This is a genomic window from Tateyamaria sp. GN1-10 (assembly GCF_055693845.1).
Genome location: NZ_JBVFUR010000004.1, coordinates 733,256 through 757,687, shown reverse-complemented (window position 1 = coordinate 757,687; position 24,432 = coordinate 733,256). Strand labels below are relative to the sequence as shown.

General features: G+C 60.0%; 14 protein-coding genes and 2 pseudogenes. 7 read left to right on the top strand and 9 right to left on the bottom strand.

What is annotated here, in order from left to right; genetic code table 11:
- Positions 1-18: 18 nt before the first annotated feature.
- Together ACZ1HN_RS05495 and ACZ1HN_RS05490 are read left to right on the top strand one after the other, a co-directional pair.
- Positions 19-1,209 (top strand): penicillin-binding protein activator, encoded by a 1,191-nt coding sequence (locus ACZ1HN_RS05495; RefSeq protein ID WP_472726767.1) that lies wholly within the window; start codon positions 19-21, stop codon positions 1,207-1,209.
- Between the two features lie 30 nt (positions 1,210-1,239).
- A pseudogene (locus tag ACZ1HN_RS05490) lies at positions 1,240-3,994 on the top strand ([protein-PII] uridylyltransferase).
- Between the two features lie 34 nt (positions 3,995-4,028).
- Here ACZ1HN_RS05490 and ACZ1HN_RS05485 read toward each other — a convergent pair.
- The 6 genes and pseudogenes from ACZ1HN_RS05485 to ACZ1HN_RS05460 form a co-directional block, all read right to left on the bottom strand.
- Positions 4,029-5,660: an alpha-D-glucose phosphate-specific phosphoglucomutase gene (locus tag ACZ1HN_RS05485; RefSeq protein WP_472726766.1), complete on the bottom strand. Its 1,632-nt coding sequence runs from the start codon at positions 5,658-5,660 to the stop codon at positions 4,029-4,031.
- On the bottom strand, positions 5,657-7,789 hold the full coding sequence (gene glgX / locus ACZ1HN_RS05480; RefSeq protein WP_472726765.1) for a glycogen debranching protein GlgX: 2,133 nt from the start codon (positions 7,787-7,789) through the stop codon (positions 5,657-5,659). Before glgX ends, ACZ1HN_RS05485 begins: the two co-directional genes overlap by 4 nt.
- Positions 7,786-9,210 carry a glycogen synthase GlgA gene (gene glgA, locus ACZ1HN_RS05475; RefSeq protein WP_472729280.1) on the bottom strand — a complete coding sequence of 475 codons (1,425 nt, stop codon included), beginning with the start codon at positions 9,208-9,210 and terminating at the stop codon, positions 7,786-7,788. Before glgA ends, glgX begins: the two co-directional genes overlap by 4 nt.
- A pseudogene (gene glgC / locus ACZ1HN_RS05470) lies at positions 9,207-10,456 on the bottom strand (glucose-1-phosphate adenylyltransferase). The gene glgA and the pseudogene glgC overlap by 4 nt, the downstream one beginning before the upstream one ends.
- A gap of 22 nt (positions 10,457-10,478) precedes the next feature.
- A complete protein-coding gene (gene glgB, locus ACZ1HN_RS05465) occupies positions 10,479-12,635 on the bottom strand; it encodes a 1,4-alpha-glucan branching protein GlgB (RefSeq protein ID WP_472726764.1) in 2,157 nt (718 codons plus the stop codon).
- Positions 12,636-12,670: 35 nt separating this feature from the next.
- Positions 12,671-14,260: an alpha-amylase family glycosyl hydrolase gene (locus ACZ1HN_RS05460; protein ID WP_472726763.1), complete on the bottom strand. Its 1,590-nt coding sequence runs from the start codon at positions 14,258-14,260 to the stop codon at positions 12,671-12,673.
- Between the two features lie 214 nt (positions 14,261-14,474).
- On the opposite strand from ACZ1HN_RS05460, the gene ACZ1HN_RS05455 reads away from it, so the two are divergent.
- Positions 14,475-14,819, top strand: coding sequence for an SH3 domain-containing protein (locus tag ACZ1HN_RS05455; protein WP_472726762.1), 345 nt, complete (start codon positions 14,475-14,477; stop codon positions 14,817-14,819).
- Positions 14,820-14,942: 123 nt separating this feature from the next.
- Complete coding sequence (gene murJ / locus ACZ1HN_RS05450) at positions 14,943-16,481, top strand: murein biosynthesis integral membrane protein MurJ (protein WP_472726761.1); 1,539 nt, start codon at positions 14,943-14,945, stop codon at positions 16,479-16,481.
- Here murJ and ACZ1HN_RS05445 read toward each other — a convergent pair.
- Entirely contained in the window at positions 16,478-17,161 is a 684-nt protein-coding gene (locus tag ACZ1HN_RS05445; protein WP_299208355.1) for a rhomboid family intramembrane serine protease, read from the bottom strand. The two genes, murJ and ACZ1HN_RS05445, sit on opposite strands and share 4 nt — an antisense overlap.
- Before the next feature lie 73 nt (positions 17,162-17,234).
- On the opposite strand from ACZ1HN_RS05445, the gene trpS reads away from it, so the two are divergent.
- Positions 17,235-18,257 (top strand): tryptophan--tRNA ligase, encoded by a 1,023-nt coding sequence (gene trpS, locus ACZ1HN_RS05440; protein WP_299746039.1) that lies wholly within the window; start codon positions 17,235-17,237, stop codon positions 18,255-18,257.
- A gap of 766 nt (positions 18,258-19,023) precedes the next feature.
- On the opposite strand, the gene ACZ1HN_RS05435 is transcribed toward trpS, so the two are convergent.
- Both ACZ1HN_RS05435 and ACZ1HN_RS05430 read right to left on the bottom strand, forming a co-directional pair.
- Positions 19,024-20,595 carry a hypothetical protein gene (locus ACZ1HN_RS05435; RefSeq protein ID WP_472726760.1) on the bottom strand — a complete coding sequence of 524 codons (1,572 nt, stop codon included), beginning with the start codon at positions 20,593-20,595 and terminating at the stop codon, positions 19,024-19,026.
- 862 nt (positions 20,596-21,457) lie between these two features.
- Entirely contained in the window at positions 21,458-22,366 is a 909-nt protein-coding gene (locus ACZ1HN_RS05430) for a haloalkane dehalogenase (protein WP_472726759.1), read from the bottom strand.
- Between the two features lie 138 nt (positions 22,367-22,504).
- Here ACZ1HN_RS05430 and ACZ1HN_RS05425 point away from each other — a divergent pair, with 138 nt between their 5' ends.
- A complete protein-coding gene (locus ACZ1HN_RS05425; RefSeq protein ID WP_472726758.1) occupies positions 22,505-22,993 on the top strand; it encodes a VOC family protein in 489 nt (162 codons plus the stop codon).
- 280 nt (positions 22,994-23,273) lie between these two features.
- On the top strand, positions 23,274-24,380 hold the full coding sequence (locus ACZ1HN_RS05420) for a class II histone deacetylase (protein ID WP_472726757.1): 1,107 nt from the start codon (positions 23,274-23,276) through the stop codon (positions 24,378-24,380).
- Positions 24,381-24,432: the final 52 nt, after the last annotated feature.

The window sequence follows — 24,432 nt, the reverse complement described above, 5'->3', positions numbered from 1 at the left end:
CCTAGGGAGTGACAGTATATGTTTGCGTTTTTCAAGACTCTGCGCAAGGCGGCGCGGCGGGTGATCGTGCCCTTGGCCGCCCTTGCACTGGCCGCCTGCGATCCGGCCGCTCTGGGTGGCCTTGGCGGATCGACCGGCGGGCCACGGATTGACACGTCGCAGCCGGTTCCGGTGGCGTTGCTCGTGCCGCGTGGATCGGGTCAGGCCAGTGACGAGCTGCTGGCAAACAATCTGGAAAACGCGGCGCGCCTTGCGATGCGTGACCTGCAAGGTGTGCAGATCGACCTGCGAGTCTATGGCACCGCGGGCAATGCAGGCACCGCCGCCAGCCAGGCTGCACAAGCCGTGAATGACGGCGCACAGATCATAATCGGCCCACTCTATGCAGATGCGGCGAACGCTGCGGGTGTGGCTGTCGCACCGCAAAACGTGAATGTTCTGGCCTTTTCCAACAACACCTCGATCGCGGGCGGCAATGTCTTCGTGCTCGGATCAACCTTTGAAAACATTGCAAACCGGCTCGCTACCTATGCCGCCCGTCAGGGCAAAGACCGGGTCGTTGTAGTTCATGCACAAGACGTCGCTGGCCAGATCGGTCGCAATGCCATCCAACAAGCGATTTCACGCAGCGGAGCAACACTTGTAGGCACAGTGGACTACCCGCTGTCCCAGCAAGGACTGGTTGCGGCGGTGCCAAGGGTCAAATCCGCCGTCGACAACTCGGCTGCAAACGCCGTGTTCATGACGGCAACACCGGCGGCGGGTCTGCCCCTCTTGTCGCAACTATTGCCAGAGGCGGGCATCAATCCGACCGCGACGCAGTATGTTGGTATCACGCGCTGGGACCTGCCCCCGCAAACACTGGAGTTACCAGGCGTACAGGGTGGCTGGTTCGCGCTACCCGATCCAGCACGATCTTCGGCCTTTCAAGCACAATACCAAGCTGCATATGGAAACGCACCTCATCCGGTCGCCGGGCTCGCCTTTGACGGGATCGCAGCCATTGGTGCCCTTGCGGCACAAGGTAACTCCGGTGCCCTAACCGGTGCGGCACTGACCCAAGGGTCGGGCTTCCAGGGCGCGTCGGGCATCTTCCGTTTGCGCCCGGACGGCACCAACGAACGGGGACTTGCAATTGCAACCGTCCGCGACAACAAGGTTGTTGTGATTGACGCAGCCCCGCGCGGGTTCGGCGGCGCAGGCTTCTGATCCGGCCCAACGGCCACCACGGAGAGCGTAGTGAGCGATACCGCCTTTCAGGCCCCCACGACGCCTGACCAACACCTGATCTGCGCCGCCACCGAAATTTTCGATGGCGGCGCTTTCGATACGCTTCTGGGCACCAAACCCGAGCGTGCCGCGATTGTCGCGCACCTGAAGGACGCGCAAAAGGCAGGGCGGGCAGCAATCTCGGCAGCCTTCCGTGCGAGATCCGTTTTCATCACGCCCCACCACGCAGGCCTATACGTTCCTGACCGACTGCCTGGTCCATGCAGCCCTGCGCACGGCACAGACGCTGATGCATCCGAACCCAACCCCCACCAATGGCGAACGGCTGGCGCTGCTGGCCGTAGGCGGCTATGGGCGCGGCGAAATGGCCCCGTTCTCGGATGTGGATCTGTTGTTTCTGACGCCCTACAAAATCACCCCCTGGGCCGAAAGCGTGATCGAAACCACGCTCTACATCCTGTGGGACCTCAAGCTGAAAGTGGGCCATTCCAGCCGCACGGTGCGGGACTGCCTGCGGCTCGGAACCGAGGATTTCACGATCCGCACCGCCATGCTGGAACACCGCTTTCTCTTTGGTGACGCCGCGCTGGCCAAGGAGCTGGACACCAAGCTGCGGACCGATCTGTTCGACGGAACCGAACGCGACTTTATCGAAGCCAAGCTGGCCGAACGGGACGCGCGACATGTGCGGCAAGGACAACGCTATGTGGTCGAACCCAATGTGAAAGAGGGCAAGGGCGGGTTGCGCGACCTGCAATCGCTGTTCTGGATCGGCAAGTACATCCACAAGGTGCAGGACGCGGCAGACCTTGTGCCGTTGGGCCTGTTCACGGATGACGAGTTCGACGCATTTGTCGCGGCTGAGGATTTCTTGTGGGCCACGCGCTGCCACATGCACCTGATCTCGGGCCGGGCCACCGAACAGCTGACCTTTGATCTGCAGGTCGCCGTGGCCGAGGACATGGGCTATGACGACAAAGACGGTCGGCGGGCCGTGGAATGGTTCATGCAGGATTATTTCCTGCACGCAACCGAGGTGGGCGACCTGACGCGCATCTTCCTGACCAAGCTTGAGGCCACGCATATCAAGGCCGAACCGCTGCTGGAGCGATTGTTCAAACGCAAGCCACGCGTCAAGCACGGTTACGAGGTGATCCACAACCGGATCGCCATCGCCGATGATGCCGTGTTTCTGGATGACAAGCTGAACCTTCTCCGCATCTTCGAAGAAGCACTGCGCACAGGCATGCTGATCCACCCCGATGCGATGCGGATCATCAAGTCGAACCTGCACCTGATCGATGATGACATGCGTACGACGCCAGAGGCTCAGCGCATTTTCCTTGATTTGCTGCTGAAACACGGCAACCCGGAACGCGCCCTGCGGCGGATGAACGAATTGGGCGTACTGGCCGCCTTTATCCCCGAATTTGAACCCATCGTCGCGATGATGCAGTTCAACATGTACCACTCCTACACAGTGGATGAACATATCATCCAGTGCATCGCGCAACTGGCCATGATCGAGCGCGATGAGCTGGAAGAGGACCTGCCCGTTGCCTCCTCGATCCTCAAGGAAGGTGTGAACCGCAAGGTGCTCTATGTCGCGCTCCTGCTGCACGACATCGGCAAGGGACGGCCCGAAGATCACTCGATCCTCGGCGCGCAGATGGTCCGCAAGATCGCACCACGGCTGGGCCTGAAACAGGACGATGTGGACACGGTCGAATGGCTGGTGCGCTATCACCTGCTGATGTCCGATATGGCCCAGAAGCGCGACATCGCCGACCCGCGCACCGTGCGCGACTTTGCCAAGGCGGTGCAGACAGTCAAACGGCTGGACCTGCTGTGCGTGCTGACCGTTTGCGACATCCGTGGTGTCGGGCCCACCACATGGAACAACTGGAAAGCCGTGCTGATCCGCGCGCTCTATCGGCAAACCCGCCGCGCGCTTGAGGACGGCATGGAGGCGTTGACCCGCGAAGGCCGAGGAGCGGAGGCGAAAAAGGCATTGCGGGCCGAACTCGCCGACTGGCCGCGCAAGGACCTGCAAACCGAAACCGCCCGGCACTACGATCCCTATTGGCAGGGCCTGCACGTTACGGCCCACGTCGTCTTTGCCAGGCTCTTGCGCGACATCGACGAGAACGAGATCGCCATGGACCTGCATCCCGACGACGACCGCGACGCCACGCGCGCATGCTTCGTCATGCCCGATCATCCCGGCATCTTTGCCCGGCTGACCGGGGCGCTCGCGCTTGTGGGGGCCAACGTCGTGGATGCGCGCAGCTACACCACCTCCGACGGCTACGTGACCGATGCGTTCTGGATACAGGACGCTGACGGCAACCCCTACGAGGCCAGCCGCCTGCCCCGCCTGCGCAAGATGATCGAGCGCACGCTCGCGGGCGAGGTGATCACCCGCGAAGCGATCAAGGATCGCGACAAGGTCAAGAAACGCGAAAAGGCGTTCAGGGTACCCACGCACATCACCTTCGACAACGAAGGGTCCGACATCTACACCATCATCGAGGTCGACACGCGCGATCGTCCCGGTCTGCTGCACGACCTCACACGCACGCTTGCGGCATCGAATGTCTACATCGCCAACGCGGTCATCGCGACCTATGGCGAACAGGTGGTGGACACCTTCTATGTGAAGGACATGTTCGGCCTGAAATACTACTCCGAGGCCAAGCAAAAGACGCTTGAAAAGAAACTGCGCGCGGCAATCGTCGAAGGGGTCGAGCGGGCAGCGCAATAGGCGTCAGCCACCCGCATGAACGTCCGGCAGATCATCAGGTGATGACGTCGGGGCCATCGCGTCCGGTGCGCGCCTTGATCCCGGCCAGCGCGTCTGCGGCTGCGATGATGCCTGCCAAGGCCTCTTGCGGGTCCTGATCCAGCGCATCCGGCGCAGTTTCCAACTGCTCAAGATACACACGCAACGTGGCTCCATCAGTTCCTGTGCCCGACAAGCGGAACACCACACGCCCGCCCCCTTCGAAATAGATGCGGATGCCTTGACCAGAGGACGTGGAGCCATCCACCGGATCGTCATAGGAAAACTCGTCCGCGCCCGAGACCGTCAGCCCACCAGCACTCTGCCCAGCCAAATCACCCAAACGGGCGCGCAGATTGGCAATCAGATCATTCGCCGCCGCGCTGTCCACCGCCTCGTAATCATGGCGCGAATAGTAGTTGCGCCCATAGCTCGCCCAATGTGCCGCCATCAGATCAGATACGGACTTACCCGTGGCGGCCAGAATGTTCAGCCACAACAGAACGGCCCATAGACCGTCCTTCTCGCGCACATGGTTTGATCCGGTGCCCGCGCTTTCTTCACCACACAATGTCACCTTGTCCGCATCCAGCAGGTTGCCAAAGAACTTCCAACCGGTGGGTGTCTCGAAATGCGCCGTGCCCTTGGCCTCGGCAACGCGATCTGCAGCGGCAGAGGTCGGCATGGACCGCGCCACCCCAGCCAGACCACCCGAATAGCCGGGTGCCAGATCGGCCTTGTCTGCCAGCAGCGCCAAACTATCCGACGGGCTGACATAGCACCGCCGCCCTACAATCATGTTGCGGTCGCCATCGCCATCCGACGCCGCCCCAAAGTCAGGCGCGTCACCCGCATACATCACATCCATCAGCGCCTTGGCCCAGACCGGGTTCGGGTCAGGGTGCCCGCCACCAAAATCCGGGCTAGGGACGCCATTCATCACCGTGCCCGCAGGCGCCCCCAGACGGTTCTCAAGGATCTCATGCGCATAGGGCCCGGTGACAGCGTGCATGGCGTCAAAGCACATGCGGAACCCACCGCGAAACAGGGCCGCGATGGCATCGAAGTCAAACAGGCTCCCCATCAACTCGGCATAGTCGGCAACCGGGTCGACAATCTCGATCCGCATATCACCCAACTGGCTGTCGCCCAGCGCGTTCAGGTCCACCGCACCGCCTTCAAGAATGTGATAGGCGTCAATCTCCGTCGTCCGGGCAAAGATCTTCTCGGTCACCCCTTCGGTCGCAGGGCCACCGTTCGGACCGTTGTACTTTAGGCCAAAATCCGCATCCGGCCCGCCGGGATTGTGACTGGCTGACAGGATCAGCCCACCATCAGCGCCACGCTTGCGGATCAGGTGCGAGGCCGCGGGCGTGGACAACAACCCGCCCTGCCCGACGATGCACTTGGCAGCGCCGTTGGCCGCCGCCATCCTCAGGATGGTCCCGATGGCAACGTCGTTGAAATACCGCCCGTCACCGCCGACAACCAAAGTCTTGCCCGCAATGCCCCCAACACCATCGAAAATGGCCTGCGTGTAATTCTCAAGATAACCCGGTTGCATGAACACGGCCGTCTTCTTGCGCAGGCCGCTGGTGCCGGGTTTCTGCCCCTCGATCGGTGCGGTCTGAACTGTCTGATTGCTCATGCTTTAATCTTTCTTTCCTGAAATTCGGACGCGCCAACGGGGCTGCCGCCAATAGGGCAGAGTTCAAGCGCAACGACACTGTTGGGCGCAATGGACACCGCGCCCGCACGTACAGCCCCGCCCGCGTGACCCGATGTGTCGATAACGCGCTGCCAGCGGTGTCCGGGCAGGGCTTCGGGCAGCGTCGCGCGGGTTTTGCCCCCCGCATTGAACAGGATGTAAATGGCCCCAAGGCGCGGCTCATAGGCGGGCGTGCCGCGCGCCATGCGCATCTCGACCCCAAGGAATTTCAACTCGGGCCACTGCCAATCCTCTTCCGCCATCGCGGTGCCGTCGGCCTTACGCCAGAATACGTCCGGCTTGCCATCGACGGCCCGCTTGCCCGCATGCAGGAACCGCTTCTGGCGCAGGATGGGGCTAGATTTACGAAACGCGATGATCTGGCGACAGAAGGCCAGGAAATCCGGATCGGCCTCATCCCAGTTGACCCACCCAATCTCGTTGTCCTGACAATAGGCGTTGTTGTTGCCGCCTTGGCTATTGCCCAGCTCGTCGCCCGCCAAAATCATCGGCGTGCCCTGGCTCAGCATCAGGGTGGCCAGCATGTTGCGCCGCCGTTGGGCGCGCAGGGCCATGATTGCCGGGTCATCCGTCGGCCCCTCGACCCCGCAATTGTCCGAACAATTGTGATCATGCCCGTCGCGGTTGCCTTCACCATTCGCGGCGTTGTGTTTTTCATTGTAGCTGACCGTGTCCATCAGCGTGAAACCGTCATGGGCGGTCACAAAGTTGATCGACGACGTGGCAGGCCGCCCGTCATGGTCAAAGCGCAGGGCCGACCCGGTCACATGCCCCGCCAGCTTGCGGATGATGCAGGCATCCCCGCGCCAGAACTTCCGAACATTGTCCCGGTACTTATCGTTCCACTCGGTAAAGGGCGATGGAAAGGCCCCCAGTTGGTAGCCGCCGGATCCCACATCCCAAGGCTCCGCAATCATCTTGACCTTGTTCAGCACCGGGTCTTGCCGGATCGCACGGCAAAACGGCCCGTCCCGGTCAAAGCCGCCCGAGGTGCGCGCAAGGGTCGAGGCAAGGTCAAAGCGGAACCCGTCCACATGCATCACCTCGACCCAATAGCGCAAACTGTCCATCACCATGCGCAGGACAAAGGGATGATCCAGATCCAGCGTATTGCCGCAACCCGTATCATTCACATAGTAGCGCGGATCATCGGTTAGACGGTAATAGCTCGCGTTGTCAAAACCCCGGAAAGACAGAGTAGGTCCGCGCTGATCCCCTTCGGCAGTGTGGTTGTAAACCACGTCGAGGATCACCTCGATCCCGGCAGCGTGGAAGCGCGCCACCATCTGCTGGAACTCGGAAATGTCGTGGTTGCTCAGATACTTCGGCTCGGGCGCAAAGAACCCGTAGGTCATGTAGCCCCAGTAGTTGCTCAGCCCCTTGTCCACAAGGAACCGGTCATCAACAGCGGCCTGCGCGGGCATCAACTCAATCGCCGTCACCCCCAGATCAGTCAGATGGTCCAGCATCTGGTCCGACGCCATGCCAAGGAACCGGCCCGCATGGTTTATGTCCTTGCGCTGCGCGGTCAGCCCTTTGACATGCGCCTCGTAGATCACCGTATCGGACCACGGTGTATCAAGGCGCAGGCGTTCGCTCCGCCCCCATGTAAACGCCGGATCGACCACAACAGACCGTGGCATGTATTCCGCGCTGTCACGGGTGTCGAAACTCAGGTCCTTGTCAGCATGCCCGATCTCGTAGCCGTAAAGCGCATCATGCCACTGCACCTGCCCCGCCAACCGCTTGGCATAGGGGTCCATCAAAAGCTTGTAGGGGTTGAAGCGGTGACCTTCCTCGGGTGCATAAGGCCCATGGACGCGGTAGCCATATTGCTGACCGGGGCGCAGCCCGGCGATGTAGCCGTGCCAGATATGCCCCTCACGCTCGGCCAGATCGACAAGGTACACTTCGCGCCCCTGATCGTCACACAGGCACAACACCACGCGGGTCGCGTGCTGGGAAAACACGGCAAAGTTCACGCCTTCACCGTCGAACGTGGCCCCCAGAGGGTGCGGGCGGCCCGCGCTCAGTTGGAATGGTGTCATTCAGCAGCCTTCATCAGGTCGTCATACAGCGCGGCATAGGCCGCAACCGACGGCGCCCACCCCACGGGCTGCGCCATCGCGTTTCGCTGCATCTTTGACCACAGCTTGGGCTCGGCGAAAAGGTCGCAAAGCTGCATCAACGCGTTTGAGAGGGCGTCCGCCGTCACCGGATGAAACTGCAGCCCGGTCGCGACCTCTTTGGCCATGGTCGCAGGCGTGGCCGGGATCACCGTATCCGCCAACCCGCCGGTCAGCGCCACAACGGGCAAGGTGCCGTATTGCAGGCCATAAAGCTGGGTCAGCCCACAAGGCTCGAACCGCGACGGCACAAGAATCGCATCGCCGCCCGCCATCATCCTGTGCGACAACGCCTCGTTATATCCAATCCGCGCCGCAACATGCGGGTGGTCATACCCGGCAAACGCCTTCTCCAACGCCGGATCGCCAGAGCCCAACAGCGCCAACTGCCCGCCCCGGTCAAGCAGCGCAGGCAAGGCGTCCAGCAGCAGGTCCAGCCCCTTCTGCTCGGTCAGACGCGACACCACCACGCATAGCGGGCCATCCGCGTCTGGCAATCCGAACTCGTCGCGCAAAGCCGTCTTGTTCGCAGCCTTCCCGCGCGGGGTCTTATACTGATGAATGTGCGTATCGACCCCAGGCGACCAGACCTCCAGATCAATGCCATTCAATACCCCTGACAGGTCGGCCTTGCGGGTCTGCAACACGCCGTCCAGCCCCATGCCAAACTCGGACGTCATCAACTCACGGGCATAGGTGGGCGACACGGTGGTCAGCCGATCGGCCCAGACCAGTCCCGCCTTCAACGCCGAAATCTGCCCCCAGTATTCGACCCCCTCGCGGGTCAGATCGGCCTTGGCAATGCCCAGCGCCTTGGCGCGTGCCATCGGCACCAGCCCCTGAAAGGCAATGTTGTGGATGGTCAGGACGCTCGGCACTGAAACTCCGTCACGCTTGAGGTAGTAAGGCACCAACCCCGCCTGCCAATCATGGCAATGCACCAGATCAGGTCGCCAATCGCCCAAGGACCCACCGGCAATATCCGCCGCAACCCGGCACAACGCAGCAAAACGCTCGGGGTTGTCAGGCCAGTCCACGCCATCGTCGTTCAGGTAAATCCCGGCACCCCGGTCAAACAGATGCGGCGCATCCAGCACAAACAGGCTTAGCCCCGCCGCCTCTCCCGACAAAAGCCGCCCCGCCCCACCAAAAAGATCACTGATGTCGGCAACGCATTGGGCACCCTTCAACGCCTTCATCACAGCCGGATACCCCGGCAACAACGTCCGCATCTCGACATCCAAAGGCGCCAATGCACCGGGCAAAGCCCCCGCCACGTCAGCCAGCCCGCCGGTCTTGACCAGCGGGGCACATTCAGACGCAACAGACAGAACCTTGATCATTGCGCGGCCTTCCATGCCTCCACCATATCCTTGGTGATCAGCGTAGTGCCCTTTTCCGACACGCGGAAGAACTTGGCATCCTCCACGGGGTCCTCCCCCACAACCAGCCCGGTGGGAATCTCAACCCCCGATCAATCACGCATTTCCGCAACCGGGCTGACCGGTTGATGACCACATTGGGCAAAACAACCGAATGATCCAGAACGGCATAGGAATTGGTGTGCACTTGCGTGAACAGCAGCGAATTGCGCACCTCGGTTCCCGAGATGATGCACCCGCCCGACACCATCGACGAGATCGCCACCCCGCGCCGGTCCTTCTCATCATGGATGAACTTCGCGGGCGGCACGCTTTCGGAATAGGTCCAGATGGGCCAGTTCTGATCCCACAAATCCAGCTCGGGCGTGAAATCGGTCAGGTCGATATTCGCCTCCCAGAACGCATCAAGCGTGCCCACATCCCGCCAGTAACTCGGCGCGCCCTCGCCCCGGACACAAGAATCGTCAAAGCGATGCGCGACGGCCTTGCCGCCCTTCACAATCTCGGGGATCAGGTCATTGCCGAAATCATGGCTCGAATTCGGATCGGCGGCATCGGCAATCAGCAACTCGCGCAGATACTTCCAATTGAAGACGTAAATCCCCATCGACGCCAACGCCTTGGTCGGGTCCTCAGGCGTGCTGGGCGGATCGGCGGGCTTTTCCAGAAAGGACGTGATCTGGCTGTGCGCATCCACCGCCATCACACCAAAGGCGGACGCATCCGCGCGCGGAACGGTCAGGCAGCCGACTGTCACATCCGCGCCCTGCTCCACATGCTGACGCAGCATGATCTCGTAATCCATCTTGTAGATGTGGTCACCTGCAAGGACAACGATGTATTCGATGCCATAACTATCAACGATATCAATGTTCTGAGTGACCGCGTCGGCGGTGCCACGATACCACATCTCCTCGGACACACGCTGTGAGGCAGGCAGAATATCCAGAAACTCGTTCCGCTCCGCCCGGAAAAAGTTCCAGCCGCGCTGGCAATGGCGGATCAACGAATGCGCCTTGTACTGCGTGGCCACGGCCATGCGGCGGATGCCGGAGTTGACCGCATTCGACAGGGCGAAATCGACGATCCGCGTCTTGCCACCGAAGTACACCGCAGGTTTCACCCGCCGGTCGGTCAATTCCTTCAACCGCGATCCGCGCCCGCCCGCCAGCACGAATGCCATGGACCTCTGGGACAGCCGTGTCATGTCCGCCATATCGTTTCCTCCCCTAATGTTTGTGTCGGAACACCACCGTCGCCAAAGGCGGCACGGTAACATCCACGAAATCCGGCAGCCCGTCCCAGTCGCCACTCTGGCTTTGGACCGCACCACCATTGCCCCGATCGCCGCCGCCATAGGCCGCCGCATCAGTGTTCAGAACCTCCTCCCAAAGGCCCGGAACCGGCACGCCAATGCGCCATTGACGCACGACCGGAGTGAAATTGCACACAACGACAACAGGCGCGTCACCGTCCTCGCCCCGCCGCACAAAAGCGGTCAGCGACTGATCAGGATCATTGGCGATCCATCCAAAACCCGACGGATCACAATCGCGCCGATGCAGCGCAGGCGCGTCGCGGTAAAGGTGGTTCAGATCGCGCACCAACGCCTGCAACCCGCGCTGCTGATCCCCATGCAGCGCATCCCAATCCAGAGCCGCATCGTGGTTCCATTCGGCCCACTGGCCAAACTCGCAGCCCATGAACAACAGCTTCTTGCCGGGATGGCCCCACATGAACCCGTAATAGGCGCGCAGGTTGGCAAACTTCTCCCACTCGTTCCCCGGCATCTTGCCAATCATCGACCCCTTGCCGTGCACCACCTCGTCATGGCTGATCGGCAGGACAAAGTTTTCCGAGAAGGAATAGTCAATCGGTGCCGTCATCAGGTGATGATCGTATTTGCGATGCACCGGGTCCTTTTCGATGTAACGCAGGGTGTCGTTCATCCACCCCATGTTCCACTTGTAACCAAAGCCCAAACCACCCGCGTCCACAGGCGTGGACACACCGGGAAAGGCCGTGCTTTCCTCGGCCACCGTCATGATCCCGTCCACTTCGCCATAGCAGAGGGTGTTCATCTCCTTGAGGAAATCGATGGCCTCGTAATTCTCGCGCCCGCCATCCTTGTTCGGCACCCACTCCCCATCGGCGCGCGAATAATCACGGTAGAGCATCGACGCGACGGCATCCACGCGCAGCCCGTCAATATGGTATTCCTTAAACCAATACAGCGCATTGGCGGTGAGGTGGTTCTTCACCTCGCGCCGCCCGTAATTGTAGATCAGCGTGTTCCAGTCCTGATGAAACCCCTCGCGCGGGTCGGCATGTTCGTACAGATGCGTGCCATCAAACTGTGCCAACCCATGGGCATCCGACGGGAAGTGGCCCGGCACCCAATCAAGGATCACGCCCAGCCCTGCCTTATGCGCGGCTTCCACCAGATCGCGGAACTCATGCGGCGGACCAAAGCGGATCGTCGGGGCATACAGACCCAGCGGCTGATACCCCCACGACCCGTCAAAGGGAAACTCGCTGATCGGCAGAAACTCCAGATGGGTGAAGCCCATCCAGACGGCGTAATCGACAAGCTCCGTTGCCAGCTCGCGGTAGCTCAGCCGCCGCCCGTCCGTCGTGTGACGCCAAGACCCCAGATGCACCTCGTAAACCGAGATCGGCTTGTCCCGCTGTTGGGCGACACCGCGCTCCTCCATCCAGCTATCATCATCCCAGCCATAGCCCGAAATATCCCGCACGACCGAGGAGGTCTCGGGCGGATGCTGCGCGCCAAAGCCCACCGGGTCAGCCTTGAGAAAGGGCGCACCGTCCTGTGGCGCGATCTCGTATTTATAGAGATCACCGTCACCCAGACCGGGCAGGAAAATCTCCCACACGCCGGTCTCGCCCACACGCCGCATCGGATGTCGGCGCCCGTCCCAGATGTTGAAATCCCCCACGACCGATACGCGCGCCGCATTGGGTGCCCAGACAGCAAAATGCGTGCCTGCCACGCCATTCACGTCGGTCACATGCGCCCCGAGCGCCTGCCACAGCTGGCGGTGCGTGCCCTCACCCATCAGGTGCTGATCCATCTCCGTCAGGACAGGGCCAAAGCGATAGGGGTCCTCGAACGCCCATTCCGCCCCGTCCGCAAACGTGGCCGTCAAGCGATGCGCGGACTTGGAATTCGGCACCTGTGCCGCAAAAAGCGGCCCTTCAACGCGCTCCAGCGGAACCTTCTTGCGCCCCACCGTCGCTGTAACCCTCGTTGCGTCCGGCACCAGGGCAACACACCACGCCACTGATCCGGTCGTGTGCACACCCAGAACATCAAAGGGGCGGTCATGGCGCGCGTTAAGCAGCGCATCGACATCCCCTTGGGTCATATGGGGCGGCAAACTGGTCGTGTCCGCCCCACCCATCAAGCGATGCGCCCGATCAGAAACCCGCTTCCACCCAGTGTCACGCGCGCGCCATCGACCTCAGCGGACTGATCCAAAAGGGACGTCACCACATGGGGCACATCCACACTCACAGGATCAGGCGACAGGTTATACAGGCACATCATGTTCTCCCCCCGCATGAACCCTAGCACGGGTTCCGGCAGATCAAGAAACACCGTCTTGCCTGCCCGCAAATCGTCCGACCGACGGCGCAGCGCCAACATCTCGCGATAAAACGCCAGCACGCTATTCTCCCCCTGCGTCGACACGGCACGCGCAGCTTGCGGCTCCTTGACCGGCAGCCATGTGCGGTTGGCTTGGCTAAAGCCCGCATTGGGCGCGTCAGCCTCCCACACCATGGGCGTTCGGCAACCATCGCGCCCCGTCTTCTCGGGCCAGAAATTGATGCCCTCGGGGTCGGTCAACTCCTCAAAGCTAAGGACAGTATCGACCTGCCCCAACTCCTCGCCCTGATAGATGCAAATGGACCCTTCGAAACTCAGCAACAGAGCAGCCGCCTGCTTGGCCAAGGCATCCTGATCCACCCCATGCTCCAGCCAACGGCCCACATGGCGCGGCACGTCATGGTTTGAAAACGCCCAGCAGGGCCAGCCTTCGGGTGCATCCCGAAAGAACGCCTCAATCCGCTCGCGAAAATGCTTGGGGCTGAAATCCGGCCCCAGCATTTCAAAGCTGTAGGCCATGTGCAGGCGCTGACCGGACGTGTACTGCCCCATGATGTCGATGGAATGATGGCTGTCGCCCACCTCACCCACCATGGTGCGATCATGGTATTCATCCAGAAGCGCGCGCAGCCGCTCCAAGAACTCGATGTTCTCGGGCCGGTTCTTGGAAAACAGCGTATACTGCATCTCAAACGGCCGCACGGCCTCCTGCGCCCAGTCCGATGGGTTCGCCGCGTTGTCGCGCAGCAGATGGTCGTGGAAATAGAAGTTCACGGTATCGAGCCGGAAGCCGTCGACCCCCCGATCCAGCCAGAAGCGCACGCAGTCCAGCAGGTAATCCTGCACCTCCCGGTTATGGAAATTCCAATCCGGCTGCTCTTTCAGGAAGTTGTGCATGTAGTACTGCCGACGACGTGCATCCCAGGTCCAGGCAGGACCACCAAAGATCGACAGCCAGTTGTTGGGCGGCGTGCCATCGCGGTTCGGATCGGCCCAGATGAACCAATCTGCCTTGGGGTTGTCGCGGCTCTGACGGCTCTCGGTGAACAGGGCATGCTGATCCGACGCGTGGCTCAGCACCTGATCAATGATGACCTTCAAACCAAGGCCATGCGCCTTTGCCACCATCTCGTCGAACTGCGCCAAGGTGCCAAAAGTCGGATCGATGTCGAGGTAGTCCGACACGTCATACCCCATGTCGGCCATAGGCGACGGAAACACCGGGCTGAGCCAGATGGCATCGACACCCAGAGACGCCACATGGTCCAAGCGGTCCATGATGCCCTTGATATCCCCAATCCCATCCCCGTCCGCGTCCATGAAGGACCGGGGATAAATCTGATAGGTCACCGACCCGCGCCACCAGTCCCGTCCGTCTGCCATTGGTTCTGCCTTCGATTAGAGATGTGCATCACCATTCAAAGCGCTTTGACAGGCAACAGCAAGGCGAAAAACGATTGTTTCAAGTCGGGCGGAATGGGTGTCTGATCAGTGTGATCACATGATTGCTTAGCGGACCTTTGCCCCCGTTCGCCACTCTTGAAGACGTCTAGGGTATATACTTGCAAAAGATGCGCTGAGGACTGGAGGTAAGCTGGTGCGGAGATTTCGCGTAATTGAAGATTGGGAGGCAACATACGAAGACCCAATTGTGCTAAAGGCCGACGAAGAGTTTTGGCTTTCAGGCAAGACCGACGATTGGGATGGACATGTTTGGCTTTGGGCAAAAAACCAATCTGATAAAGAAGGTTGGATACCAGACGGCCTGGTAAGGAAAGTTGCCGGGAAAACTTACGCCAACGCCGACTTTTCGGCGATCGAACTAACGTGTCGCAAGGGCGAGGTCCTAGACTCCATTCATGAACGGAATGGATGGGTACTGTGTAGAGCGGCGAGCGGCTTAAATGGTTGGGTGCCGGTCCGGAACCTTCAAGAACTATAGGCGCCGCACAGGGTATGAGGGTTACGCTTTGGGCTCAAAAAGCCTTTTCCGGCAACATCTGAAAACCACACGCCCCAAGCCCGACCATTGCGCCCGCGCGCACCACAAGCTACCCAATTCCAAATGAAACCGATCCGCCTCATCAGCGGCTTTCTGACCGTTGGGGTCTGGACGCTGCTTTCCCGCATCTTGGGCTTCGTGCGCGAGATCATGATCTTGTCGCTGATCGGTCCCGGCCCGCTGATGGATGCCTTCGTCGCCGCCTTCCGCCTGCCCAACATGTTCCGCCGTTTCTTTGCCGAAGGGGCGTTCAACGCGGCCTTTGTTCCGATGTTCTCCTCCAAGCTCGAAGGGGACGAGGACGCGGCGCGCTTTGGTCGAGACGCTTTGAACGGGCTGGCGCTGGTCACGTTGATCCTGACAGCGCTCGCCATGATCTTCATGCCCGCGCTCGTTTGGGCCACCGCAGGCGGGTTCGGGGAAGAACGGTTCGACCTTGCCACAGGCTTTGGCCGCATCGTCTTTCCCTACATCTTTTTCATGTCGCTCTCGGCGCTGTTTTCCGGCGTGCTGAACGCCACGGGTCGCTTCGCGGTCGCCGCAGCCGCGCCCGTCCTGCTGAACATCATGGTGATCGGCGCCATGACGCTGGCGTGGGCGACGGGCGGTACGGCGATCACCTGGCTGGTCTGGACCATCCCCCTTGCCGGCATCGCGCAACTGGCGCTGACATGGGGTGCGGCTGCACAGGCAGGCTTCGCCCTGCGCCTCGGACGTCCCCGCTGGACACCGGACATGAGCCTGATGGTGCGCACCGCGATACCCGCAGCGCTGGCCACCGGTGTGATGCAGGTGAACCTTGTCGTCGGCCAGCTTGTCGCCTCGACCTATGACAACGCGGTCAGTTGGTTGTTCGCCGCCGACCGGCTCTATCAACTGCCGCTTGGGGTCGTGGGCATTGCCGTCGGCATCGTGTTGCTGCCGGACCTGTCCCGCAGGCTCAAGGCAGATGACAATGATGGCGCACGCACCGCCTATTCCCGCGCAACCGAATTTTCCATGGCGCTGACCCTGCCCAGCGCAATGGCGCTGGTGGTGATCCCCCTACCGCTTGTATCGGTCCTGTTTCAACGCGGGGCTACAGGCACGGACGACGCCGCCGCCATTGCCGTGGCCGTCGCCATCTATGGTGCGGGCCTTCCCGCCTTCGTACTGCAAAAGGTGTTGCAGCCCCAATACTTCGCCCGGGGCGACACCAAGCGACCCTTCCACTTCGCACTTGTGGCAATGGTCATCAATGCCGCCATCGCCGTGGGCCTATCCCCCACGATCGGTTGGATCGCACCTGCTGTTGCCACAACGGTGGCAGGATGGGCCATGCTGGGCCTGCTCTACATCGGTCTACGCGGCATGGGGGACGTTGTGCGGGTCGATACTCGCTATCGCCAGCGCCTGCCGCGCATCATCATTGCATCGCTGGTGATGGGGATCGTTCTGGGGGTCTTTGCCAGCCTTCTGAAGCCCGCGCTTGGCACGGACGGGGTGCGCTACATCGCTCTGTTGGGGCTGATCACAATGGGGGCAGGCAGCTATTTCGGCGTGGCCCACGCCATCGGTGCGCTGAAGCTGTCGGACATTCGCGGGGCCGTACGGCGCAGCTAGCGGCGGCGCAGGGTTGTCAGCACGCGCGCCCAACCGCCGGGCATTACAAAAGCAGTTAGGGCAAAGCCCGCGCAAAACCCCGACAGCTCCGCCACCCAGGCATAACCGACCTGAAAGAACATGCCGAACAGCAGCTGCAAGCCCATCAACACCCCGATCAGGGTAAAGGCACGCGCCTGCGGCCCACCGGTCGCGGCCAGCTTCTGCCACAGCAGAAAGGTGAAAACACCGATCAGACCGTAAACCGAAGGGTAGGCTCCGATCAGCCACGCCTGATCCGTAAGCAGGCCAAAGACAAGCGCACCAAAGACACCACACAGGACAAACAGCAGGATAACCGCCCAGCCGCCCATCACCTCGCCCACCATCTTGCCCATGGCCAGCAGGATGACTCCGGCAAACAGGGTCGAGGTAAAGGTGCCATGCACAAAGGGATAGGTCAGGAACCGCAGCAAATGCTCGGGCAACAGGATGCCATTGCTCAGCATGTAATCGAACGCCTCACCTGAAAAGCTGTAATCATTCAAGGCTTGCAACCGCCACCCGACCGCCCCTGGTCCACCGATCAGGTTCGCTTCACCCAGCGAAAACGCCAGCTCGGGCAAGGCCACCGCCAGAAAAAGCAACCAAACGGCCGGAGGCAATGGGTTGACGGGGCTTGGATCATGATGCTCGGACATAGGGGCCTGCCTGCTTGAACTTTGTTTTAGCCATGGGTAAGCCAACGACGCAAATTTGCCCAGAGGTAAGCCAATGTCAGACAGCCAATTCACACCCCGCGTGTTCTCGGGCATGCAGCCTTCAGGCGGCCTGACGCTGGGCAACTACCTCGGCGCGCTCAAACGCTATGTCGAGATGCAGAACGAAGGCACCTACGAGACGGTCTACTGCATGGTTGACCTGCACGCGATCACGGTTTGGCAGGACCCCGCCGAACTGGCGGCCAAGACCCGCGAACTGGCCGCCGCATACATCGCGGCAGGCGTGGACCCCGAACGGTCCATCCTCATCAACCAGTCCCAGGTGCCTGAACACGCCCAGCTTGGCTGGGTCTTCAACTGTGTGGCCCGCATGGGCTGGATGCAGCGCATGACGCAGTTCAAGGACAAGGCAGGCAAGAACGCCCAGAACGCGTCGCTTGGTCTCTTCGGCTACCCGGCCCTAATGGCGGCAGACATCCTGATCTACCACGCCACCCATGTGCCCGTGGGCGACGACCAAAAGCAGCACCTTGAATTGACGCGCGACATCGCCGCCAAGTTCAACCACGACTACGGCGTCGATTTCTTCCCCCTGACCGAACCGGTGATCAAAGGGGCGGCCACACGTGTAATGAGCCTGCGGGACGGGTCCAAGAAGATGTCGAAATCCGATCCCTCGGACGCCTCCCGCATCAACATGACGGACGACGCTGACACGATTGCCAAAAAAATCCGCAAGGCCAAGACAGACCCCGAGGCTCTGCCCTCCGAGGTCAAAGGGCTCGAAGACCGCCCCGAGGCACGCAACCTCGTGAACATCTACGCCGCTCTGGCCGACATGAGCGTCGAGCAGGTGCTGACCGATCACGGCGGCGCCCAATTCGGCACATTCAAACCGGCGCTGGCAGAACTCGCGGTCGAAAAACTCAGCCCCATCGCATCCGAGATGACGCGGCTGATGGGTGACGTCACCGAGATCGACAGGTTGCTGGCCCGCGGTGCAGAACAAGCGCGCGAGATCACGCAACCGATCCTAAAGAAAACCTACGAGATCGTGGGGATGGTCGGGAGCTGACAGAACCGCATCAACGGTGCGAAATGCCCGCAGTGCGGGACAAAGCGAACTTTCGCTGCGACTGCGCCAAAGTCGGGTTTGGAGGTTTCTGCCGTGTCAAAAACGGTCGTTTTCGCCTCGGCTGCAAAGCCCCGGCGAAACTTGGGGTAACGGCACAGTGGCGATCAGAGGGAGTGAGCAAGTCGACGTATCTCGGCAATCCTGGATAGGTCCTCTTCATGGTCTTTACTATTCAGAACCTCTTCTGCACGGTTACAAGATGACAACGCTAGTCTGAGAAATCTCTCTTTATTCGTGCAGTAGTCCGATTGGGCGACTTCTAAATAGGTTGCAGCAAGCTCTCATAGCACTTGCGAATAGGCTTTCGGCACATCGTCTACCTTTAAGTAGCCTAAAATTCGTTTTTGGATGTCTACCGCTAGAAACGCACCTATCAGTATGTGATACCAGCAAACAACCTGCTGCACTCGAACTGTGCGCGAGGCATTGCAGGATATGCGGCGAGATATCTGTGCCTCTCGGTAGTGGTAGTATTCTTTTTGGCGGCCTCTTGCGCTGAATTTGTGGCTGTCATTTGGCCCAGTAACAGTAACACTTAGTCTGGCACTGTGCCCTTTTCGAAATAGGGCATGTCAATTCTGCTGAAGATGACATGCCAGCTATGTATGTGATGCCCTCCTTTGCAAACTTAACGCGTCGCGTCCGTAAAACATAAAACCTTGTCGGGAAGAGCGGTCTGCCCACCCGTCCCGACAACGTTGATGTCTTACACGAGGGCCAACACGTCTGTTTCAACGGGTGGATTGTTCACATCATAGTCGGTCACGACAAGGCCTGCGTAGTGGTCTTCGACCACGCCTGTATTAATACCTTCGAAATAGACGTAGTTGTCTGTTCCTTCTTCTGCATTGGTGATCTCAATGGAATAGAGTGTGGTTTCTAAGAGACTTACATCCGCAGTGATCATGTGAAACCCATAGTTCACCAAAGTTCCCGGTTCATATGCACCTGCGGGAACCGTATAGGTGTCGCGGACCTCATTTGCGACGGTGAAGCTGTTGCCCGAGGTGACGGATCCACCCTCACCAAATTCCGTTGTCAAGGACGCGCGAGCACCAATCCCTAGGAACTCATTCGATACTTCAAGAGTACTCGAAATCGTACTGTTCCAATTGTATTCCTCCGAGGTCTGATGCGTCTCTTCCGTTCGCAGCACCCACGTGGTGGAAGCCTCACCCTGACCTACAAGGACAGTCTTCGATTCCGAGGTAGGGATCAGCCTGTTCGGGGTCACGTCAAGGATTCTCATGTCGTCAGTAGACGGAGCGCCATAGGCTCCTGCTATCTCGTATTGGTCCAGTATGCCGTCGAAGTTCAAATCATGCTTGCCTTGGACAGCTGTAAGGTCGAATTCTTTTGCATTAGGCGTGACCAAGGTATAGTCTATGAGAGTCTGATCGAGACCATCCTTCCATCTTTGGGTCTTTACTTCGCCAGCGCCGATAAGGTCGTTGGGCGAGACAAGAGCGCTCGCAAATGGATTGGCTGTTTCAGACGGTACAAGTCTTCTAGGACTATCTTCGATTGCGGGTTGTGGGGTGCCCACCACCCCTGCGGCGATCAGGAGGTCGATGATATAGTCCGGAAGCTCCTCTGCTGCCTGTGCCGTGCCAAACTCTGTTTGCACCGTATCTTCTTCGGACTCACCGCCGAATGCTGCCAGCTGTGTTAAATAAGTTTGCCCAGTCAATCTTGTTACGGTTTCTGCGCCAAAATCACCTTGGGAGGCGTTGTCGAAGGCTTGATAGAAGGCGGTTTCGGCAATCTCCTCGGTCAGAGTGGCTTGCAACGTGTCTCCACGCAGATCCGCATCGATGAAGATCCGACCATCTTCAGTGGCCGCACCGTTCAGCTTCTGACCATCGGTTGTACGGAAGTCTTCAACCAGCGTGATGTCCAAATCATTGCCAAACATCTCGATTGCTTCAGTGCCCGTGGTGACATCCACTGCACTTGCGATGTCGAGCATGGAGGCGAATTCAGAAAGGATCCCAGTCTGTTTCTCCGTGAGTTCTGATGCCAGGATGTCGCGGGCCTGGAGCGATTGCTCAAGGGCTATTTGCCCAGTCATAGAGGTTAAGGCGGGAAACAAGACCGGGGCGGTGCTGAACAAGAATGTGTCTTTGTCCGCGCGTGTTTCGTCGAGTGGCATCTGGTTTTCCTTTTTCTGGCAAGGTATGGTTTCGGTCTTCCACTTCTTCGCGACAGGATTGATTACCCAGTGAACAAGATCGCTGACTATCGCTCCGCCGCGCATCAATTCGCATTTGGGCTTCACTTTCTGATCAAAAAGCGTCGTGTGCTATTTGGTCCCAGAGAAGCGGTCGTGCAGCTGCGCAGTTCGACGTCAGTTGAATCACCCCGGATACGTGCTTCGCTGTTTTCATCAAAGGTGCCCACGGATGTCGTTCCGAAAGCTTCGCAGTGATCAGGGTACTAGCAAAGGGTGATGTCGTATCGATCACACGGCAGCGCCTTGGATCGCCTCGGCGAATTTGAGCCGAAACTCTTCGTCTTGTGATGACATGGTTCCGTATAGAGTCACCGTCCTGCTCCCTTTCAAGAGTGATACGAGATCATTGAGGCTTTGTCGCTCAGTGAGACATGAGGTATCATTTTTTAGAGCTTCTATCGCTGTGAGGACTTCAATTCGGCAACCTCTTGCGAGCGTTGCTTCATTTTGGCGGCTGATTGTTGCTAACCTATGGTTGCAATCCTGCAAGTTACTGTTTTCTTTGTAGCGGGCCCCAGCGAGAATCCACCGACGTGGCTTGGAAGCCATCGGAGCACACAGGTAGTGCGACCGAAACCCTCCGGATCCCATTTGGTATCGAACCATTTCGTAATCAATTCGTGCTGCGACTCATGGCCTAGACTGAGCATTCGCACGTCGCGCCGCGTTCAACAATGTGGCCTCTCTGCTGCCGAGTGCGAATGCCGAGAAGGCGTATCAACCTAGCGTCTGACAGTGGATGTTCATTCACCTTGTAAGGCTGTCCTTTTAGCGCTGTGCTGACGCCTGAGCGTGGAAGGTGAAGCGGACACCCATTCGAGGTGCGGCATCGGTCAATATGGGCTCGGAGCTGTCATCTGACGATGTATTCAATTGAAAGCTGCGATCTCAAACCCATTGCTACCCCTCAAACATTCCCCGACATAAACGTCATCACCGCCCGCGCCAGCTCCGGCCCCACATCCTCCTGCAGGAAGTGCCCGGCGCCATCAAAGATGACATGCGCCTGCCCCTTGGCCCCCGGCATCTTGTGCTGAAACACCTTCTCAACCCCGGCCATCACCTTGTCTTGCGCGCCAAAGGCGGTCAGGACGGGCAATTCCAAAGTCTCAAGCACAGCCCACGCCGCCCGGTTCGGCCCCGCCGCTGGGTCATCCGGCCCGTCCGGGACCAGCATCGGAAAAACACGTGCGCCTGCCTTGTAGCTCTCATCGGGAAAGGGCGCATTGTAGGCCGCGACCTCTTCCGGCGTCAGCTTCGTTTCGGTCCCGCCATAGACAATCCGGCCCGCATCGAACGGATCAACCGTCTGGGAGAATTCACGCCACGCCTTGAAGGCATCACTCATCGGATGATCCCCCGTGGGCAGCGCCGTATTCGCCACCACCAGTCGCGCGAACCGCTCCGGCATGGCGGCCAACAGGCGCAAACCAATCAACCCGCCCCAGTCCTGGCAGACCAGCGTAATGCGCGTCGCATCAACCTGCCGCAGCCAGTCGCTCATCCACTCCACATGCCGTTGATAGGTATAATCGGATTGCTGTACGGGCTTGTCCGACCGGCCAAAGCCCACCAAATCCGGCGCCAACACCCGATGACCTGCAGCGGTAAAAACCGGGATCATGTGACGATAGAGGTAACTCCAGGTCGGCTCCCCGTGCATGACCAGCACAACCTCACCCTCGGACGGCCCTTCGTCCAGGTAATGGACACGCAATGACCCGCCATCGGTATCGTCGATATCGACATAATGCGGGGCAAAGTCGAAATCCGGCAACCCGTCAAACCGGGCATCGTCGGTCCTCAAAACATCCATGGCATCCTCCGCTGGCAGATTGTCAGCCTATGGGCGTCCAAGCGTATCTGTCCACCGCCCCGCACCAACGCTGTGCGGAACTGCGCCTAGGCACTGAACCTGACGGTCCCTAGCTTTCGGATCACAAGGAGACACATCATGACCGCCAAAGTCCCGGCTGACACACGCGTCGGCCATATCCACCTCAAGGTCACCGACCTTGAACGATCCATCACGTTCTACCGCGATGTCCTCGGCTTCACCCTGACCCAACGCTACGGCGATCAGGCGGCGTTCCTGTCGGCGGGCGGCTACCATCACCATATCGGTCTGAACACCTGGCACTCGCGCGGCGCGGGTCCAGCGCCGGAACAGGCGGCGGGCCTCTATCACGTGGCCTTTCTCTTCCCCGACCGTGCGTCGCTTGGGGCGGCCTTGGGCCGCGTGCTCAATTACGGCACAGCACTGGACGGGGCCGCTGATCACGGCGTGTCCGAAGCCGTCTACATCCGTGACCCCGATGATAACGGGATCGAGCTGTACCGCGACCGGCCAGAGGCGGAATGGCCCCGAACATCCGATGGCGCACTTGCTATGGTCAACACCCCGTTGGATGTGGACGCACTGCTGGCCGAAGGTGCGGCATAATCGCCCCTGTTAACTGTTTCTAAGCGTGGTTTTCTGTCTGCGAGCCCGAATATCGCAGTTTGCCCCCCAAATGACGCAGTTTTTCGGAAACGGGTAAAAGGACCCCGGAAATGGCCACATCAAATGTCTTAGTTTCTCAGGGAAAACACGCGGTTTTGACACAAGGCGCCCGCCAAGGATGCCGCCAATCCTATGCAGAAGTCGTGGTTAACAGACCGCACGCTGGCATGGACAATCCCGGACCGCTTCGCCACCTTCGACCGCAAAGGGAGGGACGCAGATGAGCACTGGATTCTACTGGGACGAACGCACCATGTGGCACGGCGGCGGCAACTATGCCTTCACCGTTCCCTTGGGCGGATTGGTGCAGCCACTCGCCGCCGGTGGCCTGCCGGAGAGCCCTGAAACCAAGCGGAGGATGAAGAACCTGATGGATGTCACGGGTCTGACAAATGACCTGCATGTCACCACGGCTGACGCCGCGACGCATGACCAGTTGCTGCGCGTACACCCCGAAAGCTACCTAAGTGAATTCAAAACCTTATCCGATGCAAAAGGGGGTGAGATTGGCCACCACGCGCCCTTCGCCACCGGCGGATACGAGATCGGCGCACTGGCCGCAGGCCTCACCACCGCAGCGGTCGAAGCCGTGCTGAAAGGCCGCCATGAAAACGCCTACGCCCTTGCCCGTCCGCCAGGCCATCATTGCGAGGCGGCGACCCCCATGGGCTTCTGCCTGATGGCCAACATCGCCATCGCGATCGAGGCTGCCAAGGCCACACGCCCCGACCTGCGTGTCGCCGTTCTGGACTGGGATGTGCACCACGGCAATGGCACGGAATCCATTTTCTATAACCGGCCCGACGTGCTCACGATCTCCTTCCATCAGGAGGGGAATTATCCTTTAGAAACAGGATACTTAGCAGATCGCGGCACCGGCGACGGAGAAGGTGCGAACATCAACCTCCCCCTGCCCGCAGGGACCGGCCACACCGCCTACCTTCACGCCATTGACCGTGTGGCCGCTCCCGCCATCGAAGCCTTCAACCCCGACCTGATCATCGTGGCCTGCGGCTTTGACGCCGCCGCCGTGGACCCCCTCGCCCGCATGCTCGCCACTGCCGAAACCTTCCGCGAAATGACGTTGAAGATCAAAGCCTTGGCGGAACGTATCTGCGACGGCAAACTGGTCCTCAGCCACGAGGGCGGATACTCGGAAATCTACGTTCCCTTCTGCGGCCACGCCACGCTCGAGGCCCTGTCTGGCAGCAAGATCACCGCCCCCGATCCCATGGCCCGCGCCTTGAACAACCGTCAGCCGGGACCGCGCTTCGATGCCTTCCTGCGCGCCGAAATCGACCATATGGCCCAACAACTTGGCCTCTAACCCCTTGACGTCGCAGCCAATCGCCACGACATGACCCTCAACATGTAAAAAG